Raw genomic sequence first — 23,567 nt, forward strand, 5'->3', positions numbered from 1 at the left:
ATCTTTGCCCTGGTCGTGATGGCGCAGATCCGCGCCAAGGTCACCGGCGATGCCGAGACACTGAAACGCTGGAAATTCCGCCTGATCAGACGGATGTACGAGCGCGGCTATGAGCAGGCCGTCATTCTCGAGTGATTCCGGTTGATCGACTGGATGGTCCGTCTACCGGAAGCACTGGAAGCGGACTTTCGACAACAACTCTATACCTACGAGGAGCAACAGCGTATGCCGTATGTGACCACCGTTGAACGCGCGGGGATTCAGAAGGGCTTGCAGCAGGGGATGCAAAAGGGCTTGCAGCAGGGCGAAGCCAGGTCACTGCTGCGCCTGCTCGATCAGAAATTCGGCCCCGAAGCCGCACAAGAACACCGCAAACGCATCGAAACCGCCGACTTGGAGCGGTTGGAAGCCTGGCTCGATCGCATCCTGAGCGCTGAGACACCCGAGACGATTTTCCACTGAGGCATGGGGGCGGCGGGGACACGCGCCGCCCTACTGGCCGAGCTGGAATGCTGCATGGGTGCGGCGGGGACACGCATCAAGCTGTTGACGGAGCTGGCCGAGGACGGGCCGCACAGAGCCATTCGCTGCGCTGAGCAGCAACTACCCGCGGCCATCGGCTGCGGCGAGGCGCTGTATGCCCAGGTCACGGCCGCGCCCCGGGTGCTGTTCGATTGCGGGAGTCGGCGGGTGGAGGGGGTGGGGTGATGACGGCCAGGCATCCTGATAAACACATCCGCGCGGCCATTGCCTATGCGCTCGAACAGGGCTGGCGGTTGACGAAAGCCAGTGGCCATGCGCATATCTGGGGCAAACTCAGTTGTCCGTTGCCCACGCGCGATGGCTGCCTGTTCAATATTCACAGCACGCCCAGCCATCCGCAAGCGCATGCAGCGCGGATTCGCCGTGCTGTCGATCACTGTCACCACGGTCCGTGAGAGGCTGCCATGAAGCTGTTTGCCTTTTCTTTCCTGATTCCCGCGATCGAAGACCCGATCATCGATGCCATTTATGGCCACTGCCCGGACGCCAGTGTCAGTTCCAGCGATGGGCAGATGTATGTGGCCTTCGACCGTGAAGCCGGCTGCCTGGAGTCCGCGCTGGATTCCGCTGTGGCAGATTTATGGCACATTGGCGTGCGTCCGTTGCGCGTCGAAATGGATGTCCCGGAGCCGGCATAAGCGCGGAAGGTAAGGAGCATTTTCATGGTGATCTGGATCAGCGGCCTATCGGGTGCGGGCAAGTCCACTCTCGCCACCGCGCTGAGCGCGAAACTGAGATATCAGGGACGGACCACGATAACGGTCGCTGTCACGAAATCGTTGACCTCATGGCGCGCGAAGACCCTAGCGCCAGGACTGTTTGCGTCTGGCGGAGCCTGGCCGGCGCGGGTGCCTGCTGAGACGCGATCGGCTAGACTCGTGGCATGAGCGCCGGCACCCAACCCGCAGACACCGCCACCAAGAGCGACCACGACAGAGCCCCTGTAAAGATGCCCTGGAGCAGTACTTCCCGGAGTTCCTCGCGCTGCTGTTCCTGGCCATTCATGCCGAGACCGACTGGTCAAAGGGCATGCAGTTTCTGGATAAGGAATTCCAGCAGATCGTGCGCGCGGCCAAGACCACCCGGCGCACTGCCGATAAGCTCGTTGGCGTCAACCGCCGCGACGGCACGCCGGTCTGGGTACTGATCCATGTCGAAGTGCAAGGTGACCCGGAAACCGTCTTTGCCGAGCGGATGTTCACCTACCACTATAAAATCCCTCGGAGACCTTCCGCGTGCTCAAGGAGAAGGAGATCCGCCTCTACGGCAAATACCGCACCCGCCGTTTGGTATTGGCCGCCTGGGATCGCATGGAGGCTGACGGCGAATTCGCCGTTCTGGGATTTTGACAACGACTGTGGGTAGACGCTCAGACAGATCGAGTAAAAAGAACCGCGCCTTCAGCCAGCCAAGGCTTCGCGGCCATCACCAAGGGCGTTATCATCGCTCCGCCGTTGCGACCAGCCACGATCGGGATTGCACAAGTAGGTGAATGCTCCAATGCTGCTAATGATCGATAACTACGACTCCTTCACCTACAACCTGGTGCAATACCTGGGCGAGCTGGGGGTTGAGGTGCGGGTGGTGCGCAATGATGAGCTGTCGGTCGCCGATGCGTTGGCGTTGCGGCCGGATCGGATCGTCATTTCACCGGGGCCTTGCACGCCGAACGAGGCGGGAATCTCGGTGGAGCTGATTCGGGCCGCAGCGGGCAAGCTGCCGCTGCTGGGGGTCTGCTTAGGGCATCAGTCGATCGGTCAGGCCTTCGGCGGCAAGGTGGTCAAGGCGCGTGAGGTGATGCATGGCAAGACCTCGCCAATCCATCATCAGCATCTTGGCGTCTTCAAGGGACTGGCGCAGCCGTTCGAGGCCACGCGCTATCACTCATTGGTGGTCGAGGAGGCCTGGTTACCGGCCGAGCTCGAGATCACGGCCTGGACCGAAACGGCCGCTGGCGAACGCGATGAGATTATGGGCATGCGCCATCGCGAGTTGCCCATCGAAGGGGTGCAATTCCATCCAGAGTCGATCCTGACTCAGCATGGTCATGACCTGCTGCGCAACTTCGTTGAGCACTAATCTCTCATCGGGATCGACGCCAGAGGCCATGACCGGTTTCGGTTGGATCAAAGCGACCTGCGTGACTCAGCGCCCCAGTGTCAGAAAAGGCACCAACATCAGGTAGAGCACGGCGGCAGCGCCGGCAAGGTAGAACAGGGTGCGCAGCGGATAGCGGATGGCCCGTTGCAGCGTGGTCTCGGCCTGGCCGGCGCGACACAGGGCTTGGTAGTCGGCCGCGAGGCGTGCTGAGCGTTCTGCTTGGTAGCGGTCGATCAGCGCGCGAGCCGCCGCCTTCTGGCTGCTATCCAGTAGCCAGAGTCCGGCAACGCCAAGACCAAGAAAGCCGCCGCTGGTCTCGTGGTAGGCGAAATCCTGCTCGTCGAGCAGTCGGCGCACATCGGCCGCTTCGTCTTCCTCGACGCCGTTGAGCCGGAAGATCAGGACAGACATGGTTGCCGTTCTTGCCAGGTTGTGCCGCTGCGCAGGCCGTTCGCCACTGACTCAGTGTTGGGGCGGGGCGGCATCCTAGGCCTCTGCGCGCAATCGAATCAGCGCCAGCCGGTCTCGCGCTTGACTGAGGTCGATGCCGATGCCTTGCTGGTCTAGCTCGGCCAGTCGCGCGTCGCTGTGCGCGAGCAGCTGAGCCAGCTCATTGCCGTCAAACAGCTCACAGACGGCCTCAATCTCATCCGTCGTGGCCGAGAGAACCGTTGCCGCGAGCTCATCGGCGCCGATGCCACTGTTGGGATGCAGGATGTCGGCGACCAGCGGCTGCTCGAGTAGGCGAAAATGGATGGCGCGTGCGGTCTCTTCGTCACTCAGCTCTTGGTGCGCGAGCGGGTCGGACCCGGCATGTCGCCACAGCGTTTTCATCACCAGATCGATCAGGCGCTTGAGCGCCGCACGCTCCTCGCGATGATCCTCGGGTAAGGCATAGCTTTGCTCGTAATGGGCCTCGAGCGCTTCCTTAAGGCTCAGCACGACGTCACTGCCGGCATCCGGGGGCAGGTCGACCGCGCGCTCGATCAGTGCTCGGAAGTGCTCGCGGAAGGCCAGCATGTCCTCATGATCGGCCTGCTGCGCGGCGAGTAGCGCTTCAGGCGCCACCTCTTGCGGTGGCCAGGCGAACAATGGATTCTGATGCCGACGTCGCAGCTGGCGCTCGCGGCGACCGGGCTTGTGGGTGAAGGGCAGTTCCATGGTGTTGAGCATGCTTGGCCTCATGAGGTCGAGCGGGATCAACCGCGGCGCAACAGGTCGATCACCGGCGCCGTTTGCGGTCGCACGCCGCGCCACAGCCAGAAGGATTCCGCTGCCTGTTCGACCAGCATGCCGAGTCCGTCTAAGGCGCGCGCGGCGCCATGGGTCTGGCCCCAACGGCAAAACGGGGTCGGCTCGTTGGCATAGAGCAGGTCATAGACCCAGCCGTCGGCGGCCAGGCAGTGATCAGGGAGCGTTGGAACCTGACCGTCAAGGCCGCTTGAGGTGGCGTTGATGATCAAGTCAAAGCGCTGACCGCGGAGTGCATCGAGGCCGCAGCCGCTGACCGCGGTTGCTTGTTGGTGGGGCTCGGCATCGGCGCGGGTGTCTGGGCTGGCGATCGCGCGAGTGGCGAGCTGAGCAGCCAATGCCTCGGCCTTCTCAGCGGTGCGATTGGCGATCAGTAGCTCGGCTGGCTTGGCCTCGAGCAACGGTCTCAAGACGCCACGCGCGGCACCGCCGGCGCCGAGCAGCAGCACCCGCTTGCCGGCGATCTCGAAGCCGTGATTCTGGGTCAGATCGCGCAGCAGACCAATGCCGTCGGTGTTGTCGCCATGCAGTAGGCCGCCGTCGCGCACGATCAGGGTGTTGACCGCGCCTGCGGCGCGCGCCTGCTCACTGAGATCGTCGAGCAGTTCGAAGGCGTCGGTCTTGAACGGCACCGTGACGTTAAGTCCACGCCCACCCTCGGCGACGAATCGCCGCACATCGCCGGCGAAGTCGTTGAGGTCGCCGAGGATGCGGCCGTATTCGATCGGCTCGCCGGTCTGCGCCGCGAAAGCGGCATGGATGATCGGCGATTTGCTGTGTGCGATCGGGTTGCCGATCACGGCATATTGATCAGTCATGCTATGCCACCCCGGAAAGATTCGGTGCCCCCTCTGCAAGGCCGGTATTGCTGGCGACAGGGTTTCGGCATTGCTGGTGCCGATGCCGACTACGATACCAGCAGAGCGTTTGATACGCGCCGAGTGTTCGGCTGTTACAGCCCCTGCTTTGCAGACTGCCGGTGCACTGGCGCCTTATGGGCTGCCTCAGGCGCCCATCCACTGTGCCGCCTGCTTGGCGTAGTAGGTGAGGATGCCGTCACCGCCGGCACGCTTCACGCCCATCAGCGCTTCGAGGACCACCGCTTCTTCCTCAAGCCAGCCGTTCTGGCACGCGGCCTTCAGCATCGCGTATTCACCGCTAACCTGGTAGACAAAGGTTGGTGCGCCAAAGCGGTCCTTAACCCGGCGGACGATGTCCAGATACGGCATGCCGGGCTTGACCATCACCATGTCGGCACCCTCGGCCAGGTCGAGCCCGACCTCGTGCAGGGCCTCGTCCGAGTTCGCCGGGTCCATCTGATAGGTGTACTTGTTGCCGCCGCCGAGGTTGGCCGCGGAGCCGACCGCATCGCGGAACGGGCCATAGAAACTGGAGGCGTACTTGGCCGAGTAGGCCATGATGCGGGTGTTGATGTGACCAGCGGACTCCAGCGCCTCGCGGACCGCGCCGATGCGCCCGTCCATCATGTCCGACGGCGCGACGATGTCGGCGCCGGCGGCGGCATGTGAGACGGCCTGCTGGACCAGCACCTCGACGGTGGCATCGTTCATCACATAGCCGGTGTCGTCGATGAGTCCGTCCTGACCATGGGTGGTGAAGGGGTCGAGCGCGACATCGGTCATCACGCCCAGCTCTGGCACCGCGTCCTTGAGCGCACGCACCGCGCGCTGCGCCAGACCATCGGGGTTGAAGGCCTCGCGGGCATCCTCGGACTTGGCCGACATCGGCGTGACTGGAAACAGCGCCATCGCCGGGATGCCAAGCTTGGCGATGGTCTGGGCCTCTTCGACCAGCAGGTCGATGCTCATGCGCTCGATGCCGGGCATCGAAGGCACCGGCTCGCGCTCGCCTTGGCCTTCGAGCACGAACACGGGGTAGATGAAATCATCAGGCGTCAGCGTCGTCTCGCGCATCAGCCGGCGTGAAAAATCATCGCGGCGCATCCGGCGCATGCGGGTGGTGGGATAGGGTGCGCGATTGGGGTGCAGATCGGACATCGGCGGCTCTTATTGGAGAACTAAGGTGGTGCAGGCGATTCGGGGGTGCGCGACGGCCATTGGTGATCGGCTCACGCATGGGGCACTAACCATAGCGCACCCGGCCGATCGGCGGCCAGTCTAGCAAGCGAAAATCCGTCTCAAGCGCCCGGCCAGCAGTCTTCGTCGAGGATGTCGGCGATGCTGTAAACACAGCTCTCTGGGAAAGGCGACTTGAGAAAGCCTGTTTCCTCCATCGCTGCTCATTGATGGTCAGACGCCAGTTGGTGCTGCGCCGCTCAGGTTGAAACTCCCAGTTGAGCAGCTGCGCAAGCAAGACGGCGAGACGGTTGATCAGCTCGCGTCGCTCGCGTGCACTCATGCTTTGTAGCTCCTCGACCAAGTTCGTCATATCGAGCTGCGTCAACTGGCCGGAACGCAGCAAGTCCGATTGTTCTTCGATCCACTGATGAAAGTCGGTTTCATACATGCTCATCAAAGGTACCCATGGATGATCGATGCCTGCCGCTGTGTCAGGCGGGTGATTCGCCGATGCTACCATCGGTGTCGACGCGGACAAGCGGATACGCTCTGTGGATGCGGGGTGCCGACTCGGATACTCAAAAATGGCGGTTTTGCTTCCACTGTGGTGCCATAGCCCTCTGGCAATGATGGAGAAGACTCGATGCGCTTTCCTTCCGACCAACCGCCGTGCGGCGATTGTTTCGATGTTGACCATGCAGGATTTGAGCAGGCGGTGATCGCGGCCTCGCGCGCGCGGCCGATTCTGGTCGACTTCTGGGCCGACTGGTGCGCGCCTTGCCATCAGTTGGCGCCGCATCTCTATCGGGTGATCGACGAGCTGCAGGGTGGGGTTGGGCTCGCCAAGGTCGAGGTCGATGAGGGCGAGAACATGAAACTCGCTGGCCATTACCGGCTACGCGGCTTCCCGACCGTGCTCCTGTTTCAGCAGGGCGAGGAGCGTGGGCGCTTCAGCGGCTCGCGCTCGAGCGTGCAGATCCGCGCCTGGCTCGATGAGCATCTGGCTGGAGCAGCATCACAGCACCCATGAGCCCGGTCCGGTGCCGCTGCATGCGTTGCTGCTGCTCGCCTATCTGGTGCCGGTGGTGCTGTTGGCAAAGAAGCAGCGGCGGTGTTTATGGCCCTGCTCAGGTTGCCGCACCACCGGGGTGCCGGTGAGCACTGAGATCATGACACTGGTTTCGACGTCGCAGTGATGATAGGTGGACCGTCAATGCCGCTTGCGCAACGTATACCGCTGATTCAGCCGTTTCACGTCATGGAGGTGCTGGCCAAGGCGCAGGCGCTGGAGCAGGCCGGCCGGGATGTGATCCACCTGGAGATCGGCGAGCCGGATTTCCCGACCCCGGAACCGATTGTCGCGCGTGCGCAGGCGGCCTTGCAGGCCGGGCAGACGCGCTACACGGCCGCGCTCGGCTTGCCGGAATTACGCGCACTGATCGCTGCGCATTACCCCACAGTGGCGCGTCCAAATCCGGAGCGAGTGGCGCTGGTGCCCGGCTCCTCCGCGGCGCTACTGGTCAGCTTCGCCCTGCTGCTCGATCCCGGCGATGAGGTGCTGCTGGCTGATCCCGGCTATCCCTGCAACGCCAACTTCATCCAGCTCTTCGGTGGGGTGCCGGTGCGCATCCCCTGTGGTCCCGAGACCGGCTATCAGCTCACGCCTGAGCTGATCCGCGCGCATTGGACCGAGCGCACCCGCGCGGTGCTGCTCGGCTCGCCGGCGAATCCGACCGGCAGCGTGATCGAGCCCGAGCTGATGAGCGCGATTGCGGCGAGCCTGCGTCATCTTGGCGGAACGCTGGTGGTCGATGAGATCTACCAAGGGTTGGTCTACGACGGACCCATCCGCAGCGCGCTGCACGACGGCGATGATGTGTTCGTGATCAACAGCTTCTCGAAGTTCTACGGCATGACCGGCTGGCGCCTCGGTTGGCTGGTGGCGCCAGAGGCCTATGTCGATGCCGTCACCCGGCTGTGCCAGAACCTGTTCATCTCAGCGCCGACCGTCTCTCAATACGCCGCGCTCGCCGCCTTCGAACCCACAACCCTGGCCGAGCTGGAGTGGCGTCGGCAGGCGTTCCAACAACGCCGCGACTTCCTGGTGCCGGCGCTGCGCCAGCTTGGCTTTCAGGTTCCGCGAGTGCCGGCGGGTGCCTTCTATGTCTATGCCGATGCGAGCGACTTGACCGATGACAGCCAGGGTTTCGCCGACCAGGTGCTGGAGCAGACCGGCGTCGCGCTCACCCCCGGGCGGGATTTCGGCGACTACCGCCAGCTTGAGCATCTGCGTTTCTCCTATGCGGCACCGCTGGCACGACTGGAAGAGGCGGTGGAGCGCCTGCGCCAGTGGCTCGTATAGGCTTGACTGACGATGATCCGCTTCAACCTGTAGCCGCTAAGACGCTGTATAGGAATTTTTTGCTTAAATTTCTGTATTTTATAGAGATCCATGAAACTGAAAACTGACTATTTTCAGTGCCTTAAATCGCAGAGACTGTCCAGGAAGGGCAGTCTCTAAGGATCAATTGTGATCTGGCGCTCGAAGATAGCCCTAGCCTGCGGCGCGCCTGCCCGAGCTGCTGTTCTTCTAACATAAGATGACTCAATTCGTTCTGTTGCCCGAGCACGCAGAGATCCGTTGCGACGGCTTGCAGCCCGGTCTTGATCACCTCGCGTTGCAGATCGACAGCGAACCGCTCGCTGCGCACAACCGCATCCATGCGCGTTGCGATGGACCAGAGCGCATAGCCGCCAAGCGCGCCGATCGGAACCAGCGCCAACAGTGGGAAGATAAGCAGGAATGCGCGCCAGGGCGAGGTCTCTTGATGCATCTCGAGCAGGTTCAGTTGGCGTATCAACGGCGCGCGAGCAGCAGCAGTTGGCCGTTGCGGAGCACCTGCGCGCTATAGAGTCCATCGGCAGCGCGCAGGGCCTGGGCAACATCTTGGACCTGGGCAATCGCGCGCCCGTTGAGCTGGATGATCAGGTCATCCTCGCGCAGCCCATTCTGCCAGGCCGGGCTGCCGGGGCGGATCGGGCCAACCACCACGACGCGGGTTTGACCGCGATTGGAGCGACGCGTCGCCTCGCCGATCAAGGCCCCCTCGAGTGCTGGGCTGAGGATCTCCCCGTGAACGAAATCAGCATAGGGATCATCGATCTGCGCCTTGAGCCGGCGCAGCTTGCCGTCGCGCAGCACCTCCAGCTCGATGCGGGTGCCGGGCGGCAACAGGCCGACCCGTGAGCGCAGATCATTAGCGCTGTTCACCGCGCGCCCATCCACCCCGGTGATGATGTCGCCGGGCTTGAGACCCGCCCGCAACGCCGGTGAGTCGGGCTCCAGCGCGGCAACCACAGCGCCGCGAAAGCGATCGATCGCCAAGGCGCTGGCGATCTCCGGGGTCAGATCCTGTACCCCGGCGCCGAACAGACCGCGGCGCACACTGCCATGCTCGAGGATCTGCTCAACGACGATCTTCACCATGTTGGTCGGGATCGCAAAGCCGATGCCGACATTGCCGCCGCCGGGGGCGAGGATGGCGGTGTTGATGCCGACCAGCTCGCCGCGCAGGTTGACCAAGGGTCCGCCCGAGTTACCCGGATTGATCGATGCATCGGTCTGGATGAAGCTCTCAAAGCCCTCGATGCCAAGCCCAGTGCGCCCGAGCGCGCTGACGATGCCGGAGGTGACCGTATGCGCGAGCCCGAACGGACTGCCGATAGCAACGACGAAGTCGCCAACCTGCAGTGCATCGGAGTCGGCCAGTGGCACCGCGGTCAGCTCATCGGCCTCGACCCGCAGCACGGCGATATCGGTCTCCGGGTCCGAGCCGACCAGCGTCGCCTCGAGCCGGCGACCATCGTCGAAGGTGACGCGGATCGCATCGGCGGCGCGCACCACATGATGATTGGTGAGGATGATGCCGCGCTTGGCGTCGATCACCACCCCGGAGCCCAGGCTCTGGCTCTCGCGATTGCGCTGATGGCCGGGGATGTCGAAGAAGCGGCGGAAGAACGGATCACGCAGCAGTGGATGCTCGGTGGCGGCGATCTCAGTGATGGTGGAGACGTTGACCACGCCGGGCACGGTCTTGGCAAGCATCGGTGCCAGCGAGGGCAACGGCTCGCCATCGACCGCGGCGGGCAGCAGGGCCAGTGCCAGCGGGGTGGTCAGCGCCAGCCAGGCGGCGAGTAATGCGCTGAGCAGCGCGCGACGTTTGGTGATCGAGAAAGCGTGCAATTCAGTGCTCATGAAGGCGAACTCAACAGCCGATCAGTCGCTCGGCGGGGATCCCGAGCCCTTTGTGCAGGCGGCGAATCATGGCCAGGCTTAAGCCGCGCTTGCGCGACAGGACCTCATAGACGCGATTCGGTGGCCCGATATAGGGGCGCATGTCGGCAACGGTGAGCCCTTGTTGCTCCATGCGGAATTGGATCGCGTCGATCGGGTCGGGCGGCAGTACCGGATGCTGTTGGGCCTCATAGGCCTGCACCAGGGTGACGAGGACATCTAACCGATCACCCGTTGGGCTACCGATGGGCGGATCAGTCTCCATCAGCGAGGAAATCTCATCGAGCGTGGCCTCGTAGTCGGCCTCGCTCCGGATTGGGCGAATGTCCATCGGTTTCATCTCCACTCGACGGTGCCTGCGTCGATGCGATCATAGTCGGCATGAGTGCCGACAAATTTCACGAACAGAACCCCGGTGTTGTAGGCCAAGGCGGCAACAAGCCGGTAATCGTTGCCTTTGATATTGAAAACGACGCGATGGCTGCTGAGGATGCTGGCGTGACGAAATTGCCGTTTAACATCGGCTGTGGAGTGCCAGTTCGCGCGGCTCACCTCGTCGTACCAGGCGCGCAGCGGCCGCTCGGCAGCCGGATGCCGTTGCCAGAACGCCCGCAGACTTTTCAGCGCGATGACTCGCATTGCAGAATGATAGTCCCGTTTTGGGAGTGTCACAAGCGGGCCAGGTGACCCTGCTCGTTGCCAAACAGTTGCTGGGTTGGCAGCATGCGCTGAACAGGCGAGCGATTGGCTGTCCCCTATCGCTCATCGCAGAAGAACGATCGCGCGTTGTATGAGCCCCGATCGTCAGGGACCAAGGTAACGACCAGTTCCGACTTTGCTGTGCAACGACCGACCTCATTGTTCGTCAGGATTCAACCCGATGCCCATCTTCAGCCGTTTCCTCAACATTGATTGTCCGTCGCGACTTGAGCTTGCCGCCGATGGCCGCTACCCGGCCTTCCGGGTGGCATTCAGCGCTGATGCTGAGATCCCCTTCCCGCAGGTCATTGTGCGGGCGTCCGGCCGCGAGACCCTACTCAATGGCGAGGCGATCCTGGGCACCGAGGAGGCCACTGGCCGCTGGCGTTACCAGGTGCTAGTGCCGACCGGCAGTGCAACGGGCGAGCGGCTTGAGCTGCAGATCGAGGGCTGTCGGCGCGCTGAGATCCAGCAGGCCGGTGGTGGCGATTGGATCAAGACCTTCGCTGAAGTGCGGCTTGAGCGCGCTGGCGCTGAAGCGGCGTTTGATGGCCAAACGGGCTTTGGGGTCAGTGCAGGTACTCGTTCCAGTGCCGGTGCCGGTGCCGGTGCCGGTGCTGGTGTTGCTGGGGATGACCAGTCAGGGCGAGCAGCGCATGCCGGTGCCGCTGCAGGCGCGGCCTGGGCGGCGACTGAGCAAGGCTCCGTGAACGCGAGCGCCCAGATCCAGCCTGCACAGTCCAACGGCGCCGAGGTGAAGATCTACTTCGGCATCCACAAACACATGCACCAGCCCTACTACGACACCACCAACCCCGACTACTGGGATGGCGAGAAGGACGAGATCTTCGGCTCGCGCGGCGGCAACTACACCGATTTCGTCCCGGCGGCGGTGCGCCAATATCGTGATGGCGGTCTTGCCCACGGCGGCCTGTCAACCAGCTGGAGTGGCACCCTGATCGAGCAGCTCGAGCGCTGCGCCGAGCTGGGCCGCTGCGGCGGACGTTTCAGCGGCTGGAACCGCGCACTCAGCGAGATGGCCGCCGCCAAGACCGAACTCGGCAACCCACGCTTAGCCTTCTCGGCGTTCGGCTTCTACCACCCGCTGATGCCACTGATCCCGCACCGCGATATTGTTCGCAACATCCGCTGGCATCGCGAGCTGATTCAGCGCGTGTTTGGCGCCGAGGCCTCGCGGGTGCTGTTCCCGCCAGAGACCGCCTTTCATGTCCGCATGATCCCGGCGCTGGTCGAGGCCGGGGTCGAGGCGGTGATCTTTGATTCCATCCATCGCTTCCGCGCCTGCAAGGACTATCCCTATGCTGGCATCGAGGAGGGCATGTTGCCGCCGAACCCGGCCGATCAGACCAATCCTCCGGTCGACGATTGGCTGCAGCTGCACAACATTTGGGCGGCGTCGAAGATCAGCCCGAGCCTGCTTCGGCCCGAGTATGTCGGCTATGAAGATGCCGATGGCCAGCTGCACAAGCTCATCGCCATCCCGGCCGAGCGCTACATCGGCAACGAGGATGCGCGCGGCGGCTTCGGCGCGCTGCAATATCCCGATGTGCTCGGTCAGCTCTACCAGCGCATCCTCGACACCGGCAGCTTCGATCCCAAGCATCCGCCGTTCTTCCTGCTGCATTCCGATGGCGATAACCATGGCGGCGGCGCCGACAGCTATTACCATCACAACACCAGCCAGCTGGTCGACTGGCTCAAGCGCGACCCCCGCTTTGAGCTGACGACGGCTGAGGACTATCTGCAGCGCTTCCCGCCCGATCCGACCCAGGTCGCCCATATCGAGCCGGGCTCCTGGGCCGGCGCCGACAATGGCGACCCGCAGTTCATGAAGTGGTTCAGCCGCTACGATCAGCCCTACTCGCCGGATCTGAACTCTTGGGCCGTGCTCACCGCGTTTCAGGATCGGGTGCACTCGCTCGAGGACAGCGAGCCTGAGCATCCAGCGCTGGCCGAGGCAATACGCCTACTGCTCACCGCCGAGACCAGCTGCTACTGGTATTGGACCGGGCAGACGGGTTGGGATCAGCAGGTGACCAATGCCGCCAATCTGGGCCTAAGCCGGATCGGCACGGCGATCGATGACCTGGTCGCCTTGGGCCAGGATCAGCGCGGCCCGACCATCTTCCCACCCTGGGTCACGCCGGAGAACCCGGGCGGCAAGCGCTGGGGTCAGGGCTGCCTGCTCGACGCCCCGCGCGAGGCGGTGCTGCACAGCTTCGTCGCCGATTGCTCGGGACTGCAGCGGGTCGAGCTGGTGCTGCGCAGCGACGCTGGTGAGCAACGCCTACCAATGCAGGATCATGGCCCCTATCCGTCGCAGACCGGTGCGGCCTTGATCGCCAACTATGTGACCGCTCAGTTGCCTGTCGGTCTGGGCGATATTCGCTACTTCATCGAAGCCGAAGACCAGCGCGGCAATGTCAGCCGTGGCAGTCTGGAGCGAATCTTCTTAGCTTGATGGCACCCGCAGGCAGGCGATTGGCTGATCGCTTTACCTGGCCTTGCTTGCCTTGCTCTGCCTAGTCGGGCTCGTGGAACTGATGCTCGGACATCAGGATCGCGATGTAGGGCGCATAGGTCAGCACGGCACCTTGCCAGATGCCCATACCGTCAAGGGTCTCGAAGAGACGCTTCAGCAACGCGCCATCTTCGGGCGTTGCCGTCAGTTGATGCATGATGTCGATGATCGGAGCCAGGGCTTGGGCATCGAGATATTGGGTGAGCATTGTGATCGACTCCTCCATCCTCGACACATTAATGGCGCTATTCGATTCGGACATGTTCATAGAACGCGAGGCCTCATTGATAATGGACGCCATCTCTCCGGCCTAATGCCTAGGCTTTCTTGCCCGCGCCATCCGAAGCCGCGCCTCGATGCGGATTGAATCCATCAGCGCTTGATCCGCGATCTCGGGATAGAGCGGGTAAAAGATCCTAAGCCAACCGCGGCAACGGATGTCGCACAGTCTCCCAGGGAGTTCTCAAGCCGATGCTCAAGCAAATTGCGCGCGACTTGCTGAGCTACCGCAAGGGTTGAGCAATACATTGTGGCGAAGATGGCAATCGCTGTGGCTTGATACGGGCGACGAATAAGCAACAAGATGAACCGATATGATCAAAACACGACACCGGCACCTGTTCGGCGGCCTGATCCTCGCCGCCCTCCTGAGCCAGCCAGCCTCGGCCTATGACCTGCCGTCTCTCAACCTAGGCTTCACCAGCTTCCTCGATGGTGCCCCGCCCTCCGGTCCGGGCTGGTATGCACAGCAATACATCCAACTCTATCGATCAGCGCGGTTGAAGGACAGCGACGGCGACAACGCGCTGATCCCAACCCCGCAGGGACTGCGCACCGCGGAGGTCGAGGCCAACATTGGCCTGACCCAGTTGGTCTATCAATCCGACCAGCCGCTGCTCCTCAACGGCAAGTGGGGGCTGAATCTGATGCTGCCCTATGCCAGCCTTGACCTTGATCCGAACAACGGCCCGATCCAAGCCAGCAGCGCTCATCTGGGCGATCTGCTGGTGGGGCCTTTCCTGCAGTGGGACCCGATCATGGGGCCGAAGGGTCCACGCTTTGTGCAGCGGGTCGAGCTACAGATGATCTTCCCGACCGGCGACTACGATGCCGATAAGGCCATCAACCCTGGCAGCAACGTCTTCTCGTTCAACCCCTATTGGGCCGCGACCTTCTTTGCGACCCCAAAGTGGACGGTCTCCTGGCGCCTGCATTACCTCTGGAATGCCGAGAACAACGATCCCTTCAGCCTGCTCGGGGTCGATGACAGTCAAGCCGGCCAGGCGATGCATCTCAACTTCGCCAGCGCCTACGAGGTCATTCCACAGCGGCTGCGTCTCGGCCTAAACGGTTACGCTCTCAAAGAGATTACCGACAAGCGCCTCAATGGCAAACGCATCCGCGACAGCCAAGAACAGGTGCTCGGTCTCGGCCCTGGCCTGGTCTATCACCTGTCCAAGCACGACCACCTCTTCTTCAACGCCTACTGGGAGACCGAGGCCGAGAACCGGCCCGAGGGCGGACGCTTTAACCTGCGCTACGTGCATCACTTTCATTGAGCGGCGAGCGATAACAGGCGGCGTTTGCGGCGGAGAAACTCGACGCACCGGTATTTTTCAGACCATCGGCGAGGTTGCCGATGGTCGATCTGCCTTCTTGACTAGAGTAAGGTCCAATCCGCATAAGCAGCGAGGCTGGCCGCGGCACCTGAGTCGTCAGCGGGGAGATCTGGTTCTGGTGCCGCATCCCAGGAAGACGCGGATGCGGACTCGAAGGCTGTGGACAAGGAGAGGCCATCGATCTCCCAATCCAGTGGATCGGCGGCAAGAAAACCTTGCATCCCAGCTTCGTCCGCTTCAAACCGGGCAGCGTCGTGCGCCGCCGCCATCGCCGCTGGCGAATAACCGCCCATCGGGCCGCCTGGCGGTCGTGCCAAGGCGGGACTGGCAACGAAAGTCAACACGGGCGCCAGGGTGTCGAAGGCGCTGGTCGGCATGAGCCCTCCCTCCTCGCTGTCCGGCTCCAACTGCCGACTCAGAATCCGCGCAAAGATGGACGTGAGCGAGGGATTCAAGGCCACGGCTTCCTCGGCCTGCGCTTCAGCGAGCGCCTGCATGAAGCGAGTCGCGTAATCGACGGGGTCAAGGGTCAAGGGCAACTCGTCTGGTCCCAACACCAGATCGAGCTTCTCGTTCTTATCCCCGATGGTGATGGTCCTCGTCTCGGACTCCTCCAGCGCAGCACCCGAGAACAGAACCTGATGTGTCCCAGCGGGAACGGCGAGCTGATAACCGCCGGCGTCCCCAGTCTGGGTCTCCAGCCCGAGATCCGGCAGACTGACGGTAATCCCGCCTAAACCCTCGCCGGGCGTGTAGAAGCGATTACGATCCATATCGTCATAAACCACGCCACCTAGGAAGACCTCATCGCCCGAGGTCGCAAAGTTCTGGGTGATCATGGAGGTTTGATAGTCCACGTTTTGAAACGTGAATTCACCCAGCGATTGGCCGATACCAATTTCTCGAAAATCATTACCTAGAATATTTTCACGATGCCCCGGGCTGAGAAATAACCCCTCATATTGATTAAGAATATAATTCGTGAGATCTGACGGTAGCGTCCCCGTCGTGCCCTTCCAAGAAAGGTTCTCACCCCAGCTCCAGGGAGGAACGAACTGATAGCCTGCACCCTCCATGCGATTACTCGGCGAGGATCCGCCCTCGCCCGTGTGACTAAACGTATTGGTTTCCAGCATCCAATCGCTATGAACATGCGCAGCATCGATCAGCAGCGAATTGCTGAACACAGGCTGCATGGGCAAGCCAGACAGGGTGCCGGATGCCAGTCCCTGGTTCAGATCAATCCCATACCGAGCCGCTTCTTCCAGCGGCTGGCTGCGGGCGCGATTGATCAATTCGAGCATGAATTGCTCAAAGCTTGTCAGTTCAGTCATGCTATGTTGCTCACGGTTCCTCAGTACTAAAGATATATCGAGAGGCGGTCACTGGTGCCATGAACCAGCGACTGGCCTATACTGGCGAATAGCAATGTAGTGGGGAGGTACCGATGGCCGTTCAGCAACAGCTCGACTACAGCGTCGAGGACTATCTCGCGATCGAACGCGAAGCGGTGGACGAGAAGCATGAATACGTCGCCGGCGATGTCTTCGCGATGACCGGCGCGAGCTTTCGTCACAACCTCATCAATACCAACCTCGTTCGGCGGATCGGCAACCAGTTCGAAAAAGGCCCCTGCATGGCGCTCGCCAACGACATGCGGGTCCGTATCGAGTCCGCCGATGCCTGCACCTATCCCGATTTCATCGCCCTCTGCGAAGCGCCATCCTTTTTCGATGATCGTACCGACACCATCACCAACCCTGCCCTCATCATCGAGATTCTGTCGCCCTCTACCGAGGGCTATGATCGCGGCGGTAAGTTCGCCCTCTACCGAGGGCTATGATCGCGGCGGTAAGTTCGCCCTCTACCGCCACTTGCCGAGCCTAACGCAATACGCGCTGATTGCCCAAGACCGGCTGAGCGTGGATCTCTACACTCGCCAAGACGACAACCGCTGGCTGCTCACCGCCTACGAGCAGCCAGACGATCACATCGAGCTGGAATCGATCGGCTGCTGCGTGCGTTTGGGCGATCTCTACGAGAAGGTTGATCTCGGGGTGGGGGCACCGCCGCCCGGTTGACCATCTTTCCAATCCCCGTATCCTGCCCCGCCCGTAGGCGAGGCAGGAAGGTGGCAGAGGTCAATGCCGAGCCCGAGCACCGCCGTCGGACACCATCTGGATAACGAAGTGGCCGTCCTCAACCCCGTTGCTGTGCAGATCGATATCGTGCCCCAGTGACGGGATCGCCGCCGCAGCCTTCATCTCCAGCATCAGATCATCGATGGTGCTGCCTGGTGCCAGCTTTAGCTCGACCGTTGCCAGAATCCCGTCGGGGATGGTGGTTCGGTTGATGCCGTAGGCCACCAGCCGCAGCCAGCCCGGCTCGACTACATTGTAGACGACCTGCTTGCCGACACTGGATAGCGCGGTGCCGGTGATGGCTGAGGGGTCTTCGACATGCGCTGGATCATAGTAGATGTCAGCCGAGAGGACTGAGGGCTCCTCGCTGGCGTTGAGTATCAGGTCATAGGAGACCGTACTGCCGCTGATCTGCGGGGAGACGAAATCGAGCCGCTCGCTGGTCGAAGTGCCAAGGCTCATGCCGTGCGCCGAAGAAGCGGCCAGCGTCCCCATGCCCATGGACTCGCTGACGCCTAATTCACCGCCTTCCTCACTGCCTCCGCCACCACTGGCATCAGGCTCTGTCACTCCACCAAGATAGTTAGTGGTGACAACAGTATCGAGATCCGTACCTGTCATGGAAACATAGTTACTTTTCAAGCAGATAGGTGCGGCAGCGGGATCATTTGTAAAGTAAGTTTCGGCGGATTGTAACTCGAACAATTGCACCTGGCCGCTGCAGTCGCAATCACCGAGTATATCGTTACAGCGCCGATCAACGAATCGCGTACCAGGCAGGCCAGAAATGACAGCGTCCAAATCCCCTTCAATTGCCGCTGAAGCGACCTCTTGAAGACTGACCACGACCTCTTGAGGGGCAATGTCAGCTTGATCAGGAACGAAAGAAAAGCTGATGGTTGCCAGTTGATCATCATCGAGTCCAGTATCTATGCGAGTCGCATCATTGTCCCGCTGAAACACACTGATCTCCCACTCTTCCATGCCAGTATCCGGGTTGACGCCAAGAGTTTGGAAGCGCTTTGTGATGCTAGGATCATTTAAAATAGAGCTGCCATCGGTGTTCTCCCAATCAAGGTCCGGGTTCGCTAGTACCTCGGGATCAAAGGAGACGCGAGTCGAGAATGAGATGATCCCTTTTGCCAGAGCCGGGCGGTCTTCGAGACGCAGCACAAATCCGATAGCAGGGGTCCCATTTACTGACGGAGGGTAAATCGTGTCAGACTTATAAATTGGATTAGTAGCATCATCATCCGAACCAAGCCATAACACAGGCAGCCGTGGCCCTAGATCGGCGGAAACAAGGTCCAATTGTGCGACAAAGGTATCGAGACGACCGGCATGCGGTGCGATCAAATCTTGTGTTGAATCATCTGGAAATGGTGCACCGGAACGCAATTCCTGCGTATTGCCAGCAAAGCTCACCGACAAATCGCTGACTGGATCAGCCGGCCTGATCGCGATGATTTCGTCGGTCGCACCACCACCGAAATAGCTGGAGTTGCGAATCGCCTGGCCGCTCCCGTCGAGAATGGCTAAAAACCCATCACCATTGCCAGCATGGTAGCCTTGATAGGCATTCTGAGTCGGGAAGGCATTCGAGTCCGTAATGCCCGCAACATAGATAACATCTTCGCCATCTGAATTTTTTCCTGCAGCAACGGCAAGCGCTTGATCGTTACCCGCAGCGCCAAGATAGGTCGCAAAGTGCCGGAAGCGTCCGGATTTATCGATCTTCGCAAGTGTTCCCATTTTGTTACGACTACCTGCAGGATAGTCAGGAATCATCGCATTTTGCGTTGGCCAATCTGCTGAGCTAGTATAACCTGCCAGGAGGTAATTGCCTTCGGCATCTATCGCAAAGTCGGCGATGACGTCTTCATTCGAGCCACCCACATATGTGCTAAAAACCAACTCTTGACCACCACGCGCAATACGGGCGAGGAAGCCATCCTGACGACCACCAAGCTCTGCTTGTAAGGCATGTTTGCGAGGAAAGTCGGGATTATCGTTGCGATCAGTAGCAGGCGAAGCTGTACGACCGACGAAAAAGAGATCACCCGTATCAGAAGCAAGTGATCTACCGGCAGTGTCGAGACTGTTTGAAACGATGAGTTTATCGATACTGTCATCGCGCGAGCCGCCAAAATAGGTTGCGTATTCGAGCGACGCACGATTCCCATTAAGCGCAAACTGAGCAATGAAACCATCTTTGCCGCGGCCGCCACTGAGCGTGGGGTAAAGCGGATTGCGCAGCACGAGGTCGGGCGCTGCGGTGACGCCAGCGATATAGATATCGCCGACATCATCAATCGCGACAGCATTCGCGGAAGTTTCACCGTTTCCGCCGTAGTAGGTCGAAAAACCAGTTGTTTTATCAAGCTGACCAGTGGAATTAAGCTTGGTGACGAACGCATCCGAGCGCCCGGTCAGCACCCCGAAGAGCGGATTAACAAGCGGAAAGTCATTAGAGCTTGTAGAGCCAGCGACATAAATATTGTCAGAGCTATCAACCGCCAAGTCATGTAGAGCATCACTGCTGCCACCGCCAAGCAATGTGACAAATGCTAAACTCCCGTTTGTATTCACCTTATAGACGAATCCATTATCTCGTCCTAGAGACACCGTTCCATCTCCATCTTCAGGGCCGATTTCGCGCGGATTAGAGTCTTCTGCAAAATTAGCTGAGGATGTGGTTCCAACAACAATCACCTCTCCGGTGGTCATTACATGCATCCCGCTGACTCGTTCATCACCGGAGCCACCGACGAAGTTCGCATACTCCAGCGTAGGATCGATCACCAACACCCAGTTCGGATCATAGTCACCGACCTCGAAGCCATACACCGGTGCGGAATCTTCGCTCGCATTTGCGGCCAGCAGTTGAAACCGCCCGCTCACCGGCTCGCGCTCCCCGTCGCGCTCCTGATAGATAAACGGCGCCTGCTGGCGCAGGATGCGGCCATCGGCCAGGGTCACGAGCAGGCTGCCGTCGGGCTCGACGCTCAGCGCCTGCGCGCCCTCGACGGCAACGCGAATGCGCGCTGGATCAGCGCCGGGATGGAGGATGAAGTCGTAGGCGAGTTGACGCTCGTGGGTGCGCAATGCCAGGTCGATGTCGGGGTAGAGGCCAACGTAGCGCAGGTCTTCATAGGTCGGGATGCCGATGTGCCAGCGCGCCGGGTCTTGGCCTCGATAGTCATTGACCACCGTGACGCGCTTGGCGCCGGGTTGCAGGTCGGCGGTCTCGGCGCCGAGCGGGCGCAGGCGCAGTGTGCTCTGGCCTTCGGGGTCGCGCCCGCGCAGTTCGATGTGGTCGCGCTTGAACAGCGCGTCGACATCGGCGGCGCGGGTCAGGTATAGGAGGTCTTCTTGCTGCCATTGGCCGATATTGGGCACGAATTGCAGGGGCAGCGGTTTGGCGCTGCCGGACGTGAACAGCGTCGCAGGCATGGCTTGAGTAGCGGCCTCGTTAGTCGCCAGCGCGCCTAGCGGCGAGATGGCGAGTACCAACAGCAGAGCGGCGCTGCAAAGCATGATTTGAATGGGGGCGCGGAGGATGGCGGACTTGGCGGGCGCCTGCAGGGCGCGCGCGCGATTTGGCAATCGGAGCGGATGGAACATGAGGCGTGCCTCCAAAGAATGGCTTGCTCGTGGACCTAAGCGAATGCGTGGGGTCGCTGATACCCAATCGCCAAGGCCTCCCTGCGTTCCCATGCGGGAACACTGTTAGTCTTAGCACGCCAAGGCGGGCGGGTCAAAGCGAGTTCGCCCCAACTCAGTGGAAGTGGATAGCGCTGCAGCAACTTGGAGGCCGATCAGTCAAGGCGCGTCGCATTGGGCGACGGTGGGAGAGGATTCCCGAGTCGCTCTGGAGAGAGGAGATCCGCACTGGTTGGTTGCGATGGGTTGTCGCGGATGCCCCGTCGGCTGCTTCTCAATCGCGGGGGGTCTCAGGCTTCCTCCCTAAAGCTGCCGGTAGAGCGCTGACAGCTTTCGCCCGAGGGGTTGGGCCGAAAACAGGCGTTCGAAGCGTTGGCGGCTGTTGCGGCCGAATTGTTCGGCGAGTGCTGGGTCGGCATGGAGCTGCTCCATGGCTTGACGAAGGCTGCTGGCATCATCTGGCGCGACAACAAGACCGGTTTCGTTGTGCTTGTTGATAAAGGTTGTCCCGGTGCCGAGCTCGGTGCAGATCAAGGGGCGGCCGAGCATGGCACCTTCGACTAAGGTGATCCCGAAGGCTTCAGAGCGTGCGTTAGAGGGAAACACGATCGCGCGGCAGCCGCGTATCAGCGCGACCTTCTGTTGATCGCTAATGATGCCGGCAAACTGAACGTTGCCTAGACCACGCACCCGCGCGAGTGCCCGTAAACGCTGACCTTCAGGGCCGTCGCCCACAATGACAACCTGGAGTTGGCTCTCTTGCACGGCCTCCAGCAAGGTGTCGAGACCTTTGTAATAGCGCAAGACGCCGATAAAGAGAAAATAGTCTTGCCCATACTGTTCACGCGTCGCATGGATCTCCTCTGTGCTCGGCTCAGGGAACGCGCGCTCATCAAGACCAAGGGGAATGATCTCGAGCTTCTCGCGATAGTCCTGCAAGACCCTGCTGGATTCGGCATAGGCGGGCGAGGTGGCAATCAGGCGATCGGCTTGATTCAGGAAATGCCGCATCAAAGGCCGATACAGTTGGAGCCAGAACTGCTGGCGCACGATGTCTGAATGATAAGTGACGACACGAGGTTTATCAACGCGGGCAAGCAGGTCGAGGAGATCAGCGAACGGCCAGGGAAAATGATAATGGACGACGTCGGCCCACTGGACTAAGGCGCGAAAGGGCGCGACCGCTGAGAGGGAAAAGCCGGAAGAGGTGATCTCGAGATGCTGATCAGCGCGATAAACAACGCCTTCTGGGCGGCGGATGATGCGCGGTTGGGCCGCCGGGCTGAGCGTGAAAATGCGATGGCGAATGCCAAAAGGCTGAGTCGCCAGGCAGGCTTGACGGATGGCCTCCTGAAGACCGCCTTGAGGGTCGGGGAAATAGGTGCGATAGACTTGCAGAACACGAATCGGTCGCGGTTTCCCTGCCCTTTTCAGCGAGTCGTCTGCTTCAGACATGCGCGACCTCAGCGACGGCCTGTCGCATCTGCTGAGCAAAGAGTTCTTTGCTGAAGAGGCAGGCACGCTGCTCGCAGGCCTGACGCATCTCAAGGGCTCGGCTGGGGCTGATCTGAAGGATAGCCTCGATGACCTTGTCGGCTGTCAGCGGTGGTTGAATCAGGAGCCCGGTCACGCCATCGGTGATCGTTTCCAACAGTCCGCCTTCGGCCACGCCGATTACAGGTTTCCCTGCGGCCATGGATTCAACCGGAGACATGCCGAAGTCTTCATCCTTTGCCACGTAGACTGTCGCGATACAATGGCCAATGAGAGACCTTAAGTGCGATCCGTCGAGCCAGCCGGTAAATCGAATGTTGGCTGCGCCTGCGGCAAGACGTCGAAGACGGCGCTCATCGCTCCCACCGGATGCGATACAGAGTTGGTGTCCCGGGAGCTTGCGGAAGGCCTCGATGAGCAGATCGACCCGTTTATAGGGCTCCAGACGGGCTGTCGAGAGGTAGTCGTCGTTTTGGCCGAGCCAACGCGGTCCCTGGGTATCGCAGGGTGGATAGATGACGCGGGCATCCAGTCCCAGATAGCGCTGGAGCCGGGCGCGCACATTCTCGGAGTTAGCCATGATGAGGTCCATCTTGGCGAGCGCCTTTTGATAGCGATAGCGCATGCCGGCGGCAGCAGCGCCCAGGACTGGGCGGGCCGCGCGGGGTAGGCGAGCCGCATAGTCTTGTTGCAGATCGTAGGCGAATCGGGGCACCGTATGACAGTAGTAAAGGTTGCGCCCCTGCGGTCGCTGGTGAACAGCTTCGACGGTGACCGAGCCACTGAAGAGGGCCCAGTCATAGGTTGCGAGCCGGCGGGTGCGGACGCGAAAGCCAAGTAAGCCCAATAGGGTGCGGCCACCAGGAAAGCGGGCTGGCAGATGCAGATCCCGGAGCCGGGCACCATGCAGGCGTTGGTCGGGAAACCAACGCTGATCGCGATAGCCGACCCAAAGCTCGGCCCCTGGGAAGGTCTCGAGCAGATCCAGGCTGAGCTGCTCGGCGCCTCCCTGGCAATGCAGAAAGTCGTAGAGGATGGCGCCGCGCCCGAAGCGGGGCTCGCGTGGGGTTGCGGGAGCCGACATGGTCAGGCGGTCTTGAGCGATCTGCTCATCTGATGTTCGCGCTAGGGTTCAAAGGCGAGGATCGCGCCCGGTCCGCCGGGCGAAGCGGAGCCGCTCAG

The 23,567-nt window shown here is 61.2% G+C and carries 27 protein-coding genes; 12 read left to right on the forward strand and 15 right to left on the reverse strand.

Translation table 11 applies throughout. The annotated features are described in order from the left end of the window. The first annotated feature begins 153 nt into the window (after positions 1 to 153). The 4 genes from VBE63_RS12680 to VBE63_RS31405 all read left to right on the forward strand — a co-directional run bounded on the left by VBE63_RS12680 (position 154) and on the right by VBE63_RS31405 (position 1,430). Positions 154 to 462, forward strand: a complete 309-nt coding sequence (locus VBE63_RS12680) for a hypothetical protein (RefSeq protein WP_323683395.1) — start codon at positions 154 to 156, stop codon at positions 460 to 462. Between the two features lie 245 nt (positions 463 to 707). Continuing rightward, a complete protein-coding gene (locus tag VBE63_RS12685; protein WP_323683396.1) occupies positions 708 to 938 on the forward strand; it encodes a hypothetical protein in 231 nt (76 codons plus the stop codon). Positions 939 to 947: 9 nt separating this feature from the next. Beyond that, entirely contained in the window at positions 948 to 1,181 is a 234-nt protein-coding gene (locus VBE63_RS12690; RefSeq protein ID WP_323683397.1) for a hypothetical protein, read from the forward strand. Positions 1,182 to 1,205: 24 nt separating this feature from the next. After that, positions 1,206 to 1,430: an adenylyl-sulfate kinase gene (locus VBE63_RS31405; RefSeq protein WP_416274547.1), complete on the forward strand. Its 225-nt coding sequence runs from the start codon at positions 1,206 to 1,208 to the stop codon at positions 1,428 to 1,430. Between the two features lie 133 nt (positions 1,431 to 1,563). On the opposite strand, the gene VBE63_RS12695 is transcribed toward VBE63_RS31405, so the two are convergent. Next, entirely contained in the window at positions 1,564 to 1,752 is a 189-nt protein-coding gene (locus VBE63_RS12695; RefSeq protein ID WP_323683398.1) for a hypothetical protein, read from the reverse strand. 291 nt (positions 1,753 to 2,043) lie between these two features. On the opposite strand from VBE63_RS12695, the gene VBE63_RS12700 reads away from it, so the two are divergent. After that, a complete protein-coding gene (locus VBE63_RS12700; RefSeq protein ID WP_323683399.1) occupies positions 2,044 to 2,622 on the forward strand; it encodes an aminodeoxychorismate/anthranilate synthase component II in 579 nt (192 codons plus the stop codon). A gap of 66 nt (positions 2,623 to 2,688) precedes the next feature. Here the strand turns inward: VBE63_RS12700 and VBE63_RS12705 are convergent, their stop codons facing one another. The 5 genes from VBE63_RS12705 to VBE63_RS12725 all read right to left on the reverse strand — a co-directional run bounded on the left by VBE63_RS12705 (position 2,689) and on the right by VBE63_RS12725 (position 6,630). Continuing rightward, positions 2,689 to 3,054, reverse strand: a complete 366-nt coding sequence (locus VBE63_RS12705; RefSeq protein WP_323683400.1) for a DUF6164 family protein — start codon at positions 3,052 to 3,054, stop codon at positions 2,689 to 2,691. 75 nt (positions 3,055 to 3,129) lie between these two features. Further along, complete coding sequence (locus tag VBE63_RS12710; protein ID WP_323683401.1) at positions 3,130 to 3,816, reverse strand: hypothetical protein; 687 nt, start codon at positions 3,814 to 3,816, stop codon at positions 3,130 to 3,132. Positions 3,817 to 3,842: 26 nt separating this feature from the next. Then, on the reverse strand, positions 3,843 to 4,712 hold the full coding sequence (gene aroE, locus VBE63_RS12715; protein ID WP_323683402.1) for a shikimate dehydrogenase: 870 nt from the start codon (positions 4,710 to 4,712) through the stop codon (positions 3,843 to 3,845). A gap of 186 nt (positions 4,713 to 4,898) precedes the next feature. Further along, positions 4,899 to 5,912: a porphobilinogen synthase gene (hemB, locus tag VBE63_RS12720; protein ID WP_323683403.1), complete on the reverse strand. Its 1,014-nt coding sequence runs from the start codon at positions 5,910 to 5,912 to the stop codon at positions 4,899 to 4,901. 85 nt (positions 5,913 to 5,997) lie between these two features. Beyond that, a complete protein-coding gene (locus tag VBE63_RS12725; protein WP_323683404.1) occupies positions 5,998 to 6,630 on the reverse strand; it encodes a DUF29 domain-containing protein in 633 nt (210 codons plus the stop codon). Between VBE63_RS12725 and VBE63_RS12730 the strand changes: the two genes are divergently transcribed. The 3 genes from VBE63_RS12730 to VBE63_RS12740 are packed head-to-tail and all read left to right on the forward strand — an operon-like array spanning position 6,577 to position 8,295. Beyond that, positions 6,577 to 6,963 (forward strand): thioredoxin family protein, encoded by a 387-nt coding sequence (locus VBE63_RS12730; RefSeq protein WP_323683405.1) that lies wholly within the window; start codon positions 6,577 to 6,579, stop codon positions 6,961 to 6,963. The two genes, VBE63_RS12725 and VBE63_RS12730, sit on opposite strands and share 54 nt — an antisense overlap. Beyond that, a complete protein-coding gene (locus VBE63_RS12735) occupies positions 6,926 to 7,129 on the forward strand; it encodes a hypothetical protein (RefSeq protein ID WP_323683406.1) in 204 nt (67 codons plus the stop codon). The genes VBE63_RS12730 and VBE63_RS12735 overlap by 38 nt, the downstream gene beginning before the upstream one ends. 17 nt (positions 7,130 to 7,146) lie before the next feature. Beyond that, positions 7,147 to 8,295 (forward strand): aminotransferase class I/II-fold pyridoxal phosphate-dependent enzyme, encoded by a 1,149-nt coding sequence (locus tag VBE63_RS12740; protein ID WP_323683407.1) that lies wholly within the window; start codon positions 7,147 to 7,149, stop codon positions 8,293 to 8,295. A gap of 121 nt (positions 8,296 to 8,416) precedes the next feature. Here the strand turns inward: VBE63_RS12740 and VBE63_RS12745 are convergent, their stop codons facing one another. From VBE63_RS12745 to VBE63_RS12760, 4 genes are read right to left on the reverse strand one after another with little or no spacing between them, the layout of a single operon-like run. Beyond that, the gene (locus VBE63_RS12745) at positions 8,417 to 8,767 is read right to left on the reverse strand and encodes a hypothetical protein (protein ID WP_323683408.1); all 351 of its coding nucleotides are present in this window, start codon (positions 8,765 to 8,767) and stop codon (positions 8,417 to 8,419) included. A gap of 23 nt (positions 8,768 to 8,790) precedes the next feature. Beyond that, positions 8,791 to 10,188 carry a DegQ family serine endoprotease gene (locus tag VBE63_RS12750; RefSeq protein WP_323683409.1) on the reverse strand — a complete coding sequence of 466 codons (1,398 nt, stop codon included), beginning with the start codon at positions 10,186 to 10,188 and terminating at the stop codon, positions 8,791 to 8,793. A 10-nt stretch (positions 10,189 to 10,198) separates the two neighbouring features. Further along, positions 10,199 to 10,558 carry a transcriptional regulator gene (locus VBE63_RS12755; RefSeq protein ID WP_323683410.1) on the reverse strand — a complete coding sequence of 120 codons (360 nt, stop codon included), beginning with the start codon at positions 10,556 to 10,558 and terminating at the stop codon, positions 10,199 to 10,201. Between the two features lie 5 nt (positions 10,559 to 10,563). Beyond that, on the reverse strand, positions 10,564 to 10,866 hold the full coding sequence (locus tag VBE63_RS12760) for a type II toxin-antitoxin system HigB family toxin (protein WP_323683411.1): 303 nt from the start codon (positions 10,864 to 10,866) through the stop codon (positions 10,564 to 10,566). A 241-nt stretch (positions 10,867 to 11,107) separates the two neighbouring features. On the opposite strand from VBE63_RS12760, the gene VBE63_RS12765 reads away from it, so the two are divergent. After that, positions 11,108 to 13,408, forward strand: a complete 2,301-nt coding sequence (locus tag VBE63_RS12765) for a glycosyl hydrolase family 57 (protein ID WP_323683412.1) — start codon at positions 11,108 to 11,110, stop codon at positions 13,406 to 13,408. A gap of 61 nt (positions 13,409 to 13,469) precedes the next feature. On the opposite strand, the gene VBE63_RS12770 is transcribed toward VBE63_RS12765, so the two are convergent. Beyond that, positions 13,470 to 13,676 carry a hypothetical protein gene (locus VBE63_RS12770; RefSeq protein WP_323683413.1) on the reverse strand — a complete coding sequence of 69 codons (207 nt, stop codon included), beginning with the start codon at positions 13,674 to 13,676 and terminating at the stop codon, positions 13,470 to 13,472. 385 nt (positions 13,677 to 14,061) lie between these two features. Here VBE63_RS12770 and VBE63_RS12775 point away from each other — a divergent pair, with 385 nt between their 5' ends. Further along, a complete protein-coding gene (locus VBE63_RS12775; RefSeq protein WP_323683414.1) occupies positions 14,062 to 15,027 on the forward strand; it encodes a SphA family protein in 966 nt (321 codons plus the stop codon). Between the two features lie 101 nt (positions 15,028 to 15,128). Here VBE63_RS12775 and VBE63_RS12780 read toward each other — a convergent pair whose 3' ends face one another. After that, complete coding sequence (locus tag VBE63_RS12780; RefSeq protein ID WP_323683415.1) at positions 15,129 to 16,391, reverse strand: CAP domain-containing protein; 1,263 nt, start codon at positions 16,389 to 16,391, stop codon at positions 15,129 to 15,131. A 143-nt stretch (positions 16,392 to 16,534) separates the two neighbouring features. On the opposite strand from VBE63_RS12780, the gene VBE63_RS12785 reads away from it, so the two are divergent. Next, positions 16,535 to 16,930 (forward strand): Uma2 family endonuclease, encoded by a 396-nt coding sequence (locus VBE63_RS12785; RefSeq protein ID WP_323683416.1) that lies wholly within the window; start codon positions 16,535 to 16,537, stop codon positions 16,928 to 16,930. After that, positions 16,890 to 17,168: a Uma2 family endonuclease gene (locus tag VBE63_RS12790; RefSeq protein ID WP_323683417.1), complete on the forward strand. Its 279-nt coding sequence runs from the start codon at positions 16,890 to 16,892 to the stop codon at positions 17,166 to 17,168. The genes VBE63_RS12785 and VBE63_RS12790 overlap by 41 nt, the downstream gene beginning before the upstream one ends. Positions 17,169 to 17,228: 60 nt before the next feature. Here VBE63_RS12790 and VBE63_RS12795 read toward each other — a convergent pair whose 3' ends face one another. From VBE63_RS12795 to VBE63_RS12805, 3 genes are all read right to left on the reverse strand, one after another. Continuing rightward, positions 17,229 to 20,852 carry an SBBP repeat-containing protein gene (locus tag VBE63_RS12795; protein ID WP_323683418.1) on the reverse strand — a complete coding sequence of 1,208 codons (3,624 nt, stop codon included), beginning with the start codon at positions 20,850 to 20,852 and terminating at the stop codon, positions 17,229 to 17,231. Between the two features lie 342 nt (positions 20,853 to 21,194). Next, the gene (locus VBE63_RS12800) at positions 21,195 to 22,346 is read right to left on the reverse strand and encodes a glycosyltransferase (protein ID WP_323683419.1); all 1,152 of its coding nucleotides are present in this window, start codon (positions 22,344 to 22,346) and stop codon (positions 21,195 to 21,197) included. Further along, positions 22,339 to 23,469 (reverse strand): glycosyltransferase, encoded by a 1,131-nt coding sequence (locus VBE63_RS12805; protein ID WP_323683420.1) that lies wholly within the window; start codon positions 23,467 to 23,469, stop codon positions 22,339 to 22,341. Before VBE63_RS12805 ends, VBE63_RS12800 begins: the two co-directional genes overlap by 8 nt. Positions 23,470 to 23,567: the final 98 nt, after the last annotated feature.

The sequence above is a fragment of the Lamprobacter sp. genome, assembly GCF_034860625.1.
In the GTDB taxonomy this organism is placed as follows: domain Bacteria; phylum Pseudomonadota; class Gammaproteobacteria; order Chromatiales; family Chromatiaceae; genus Lamprobacter.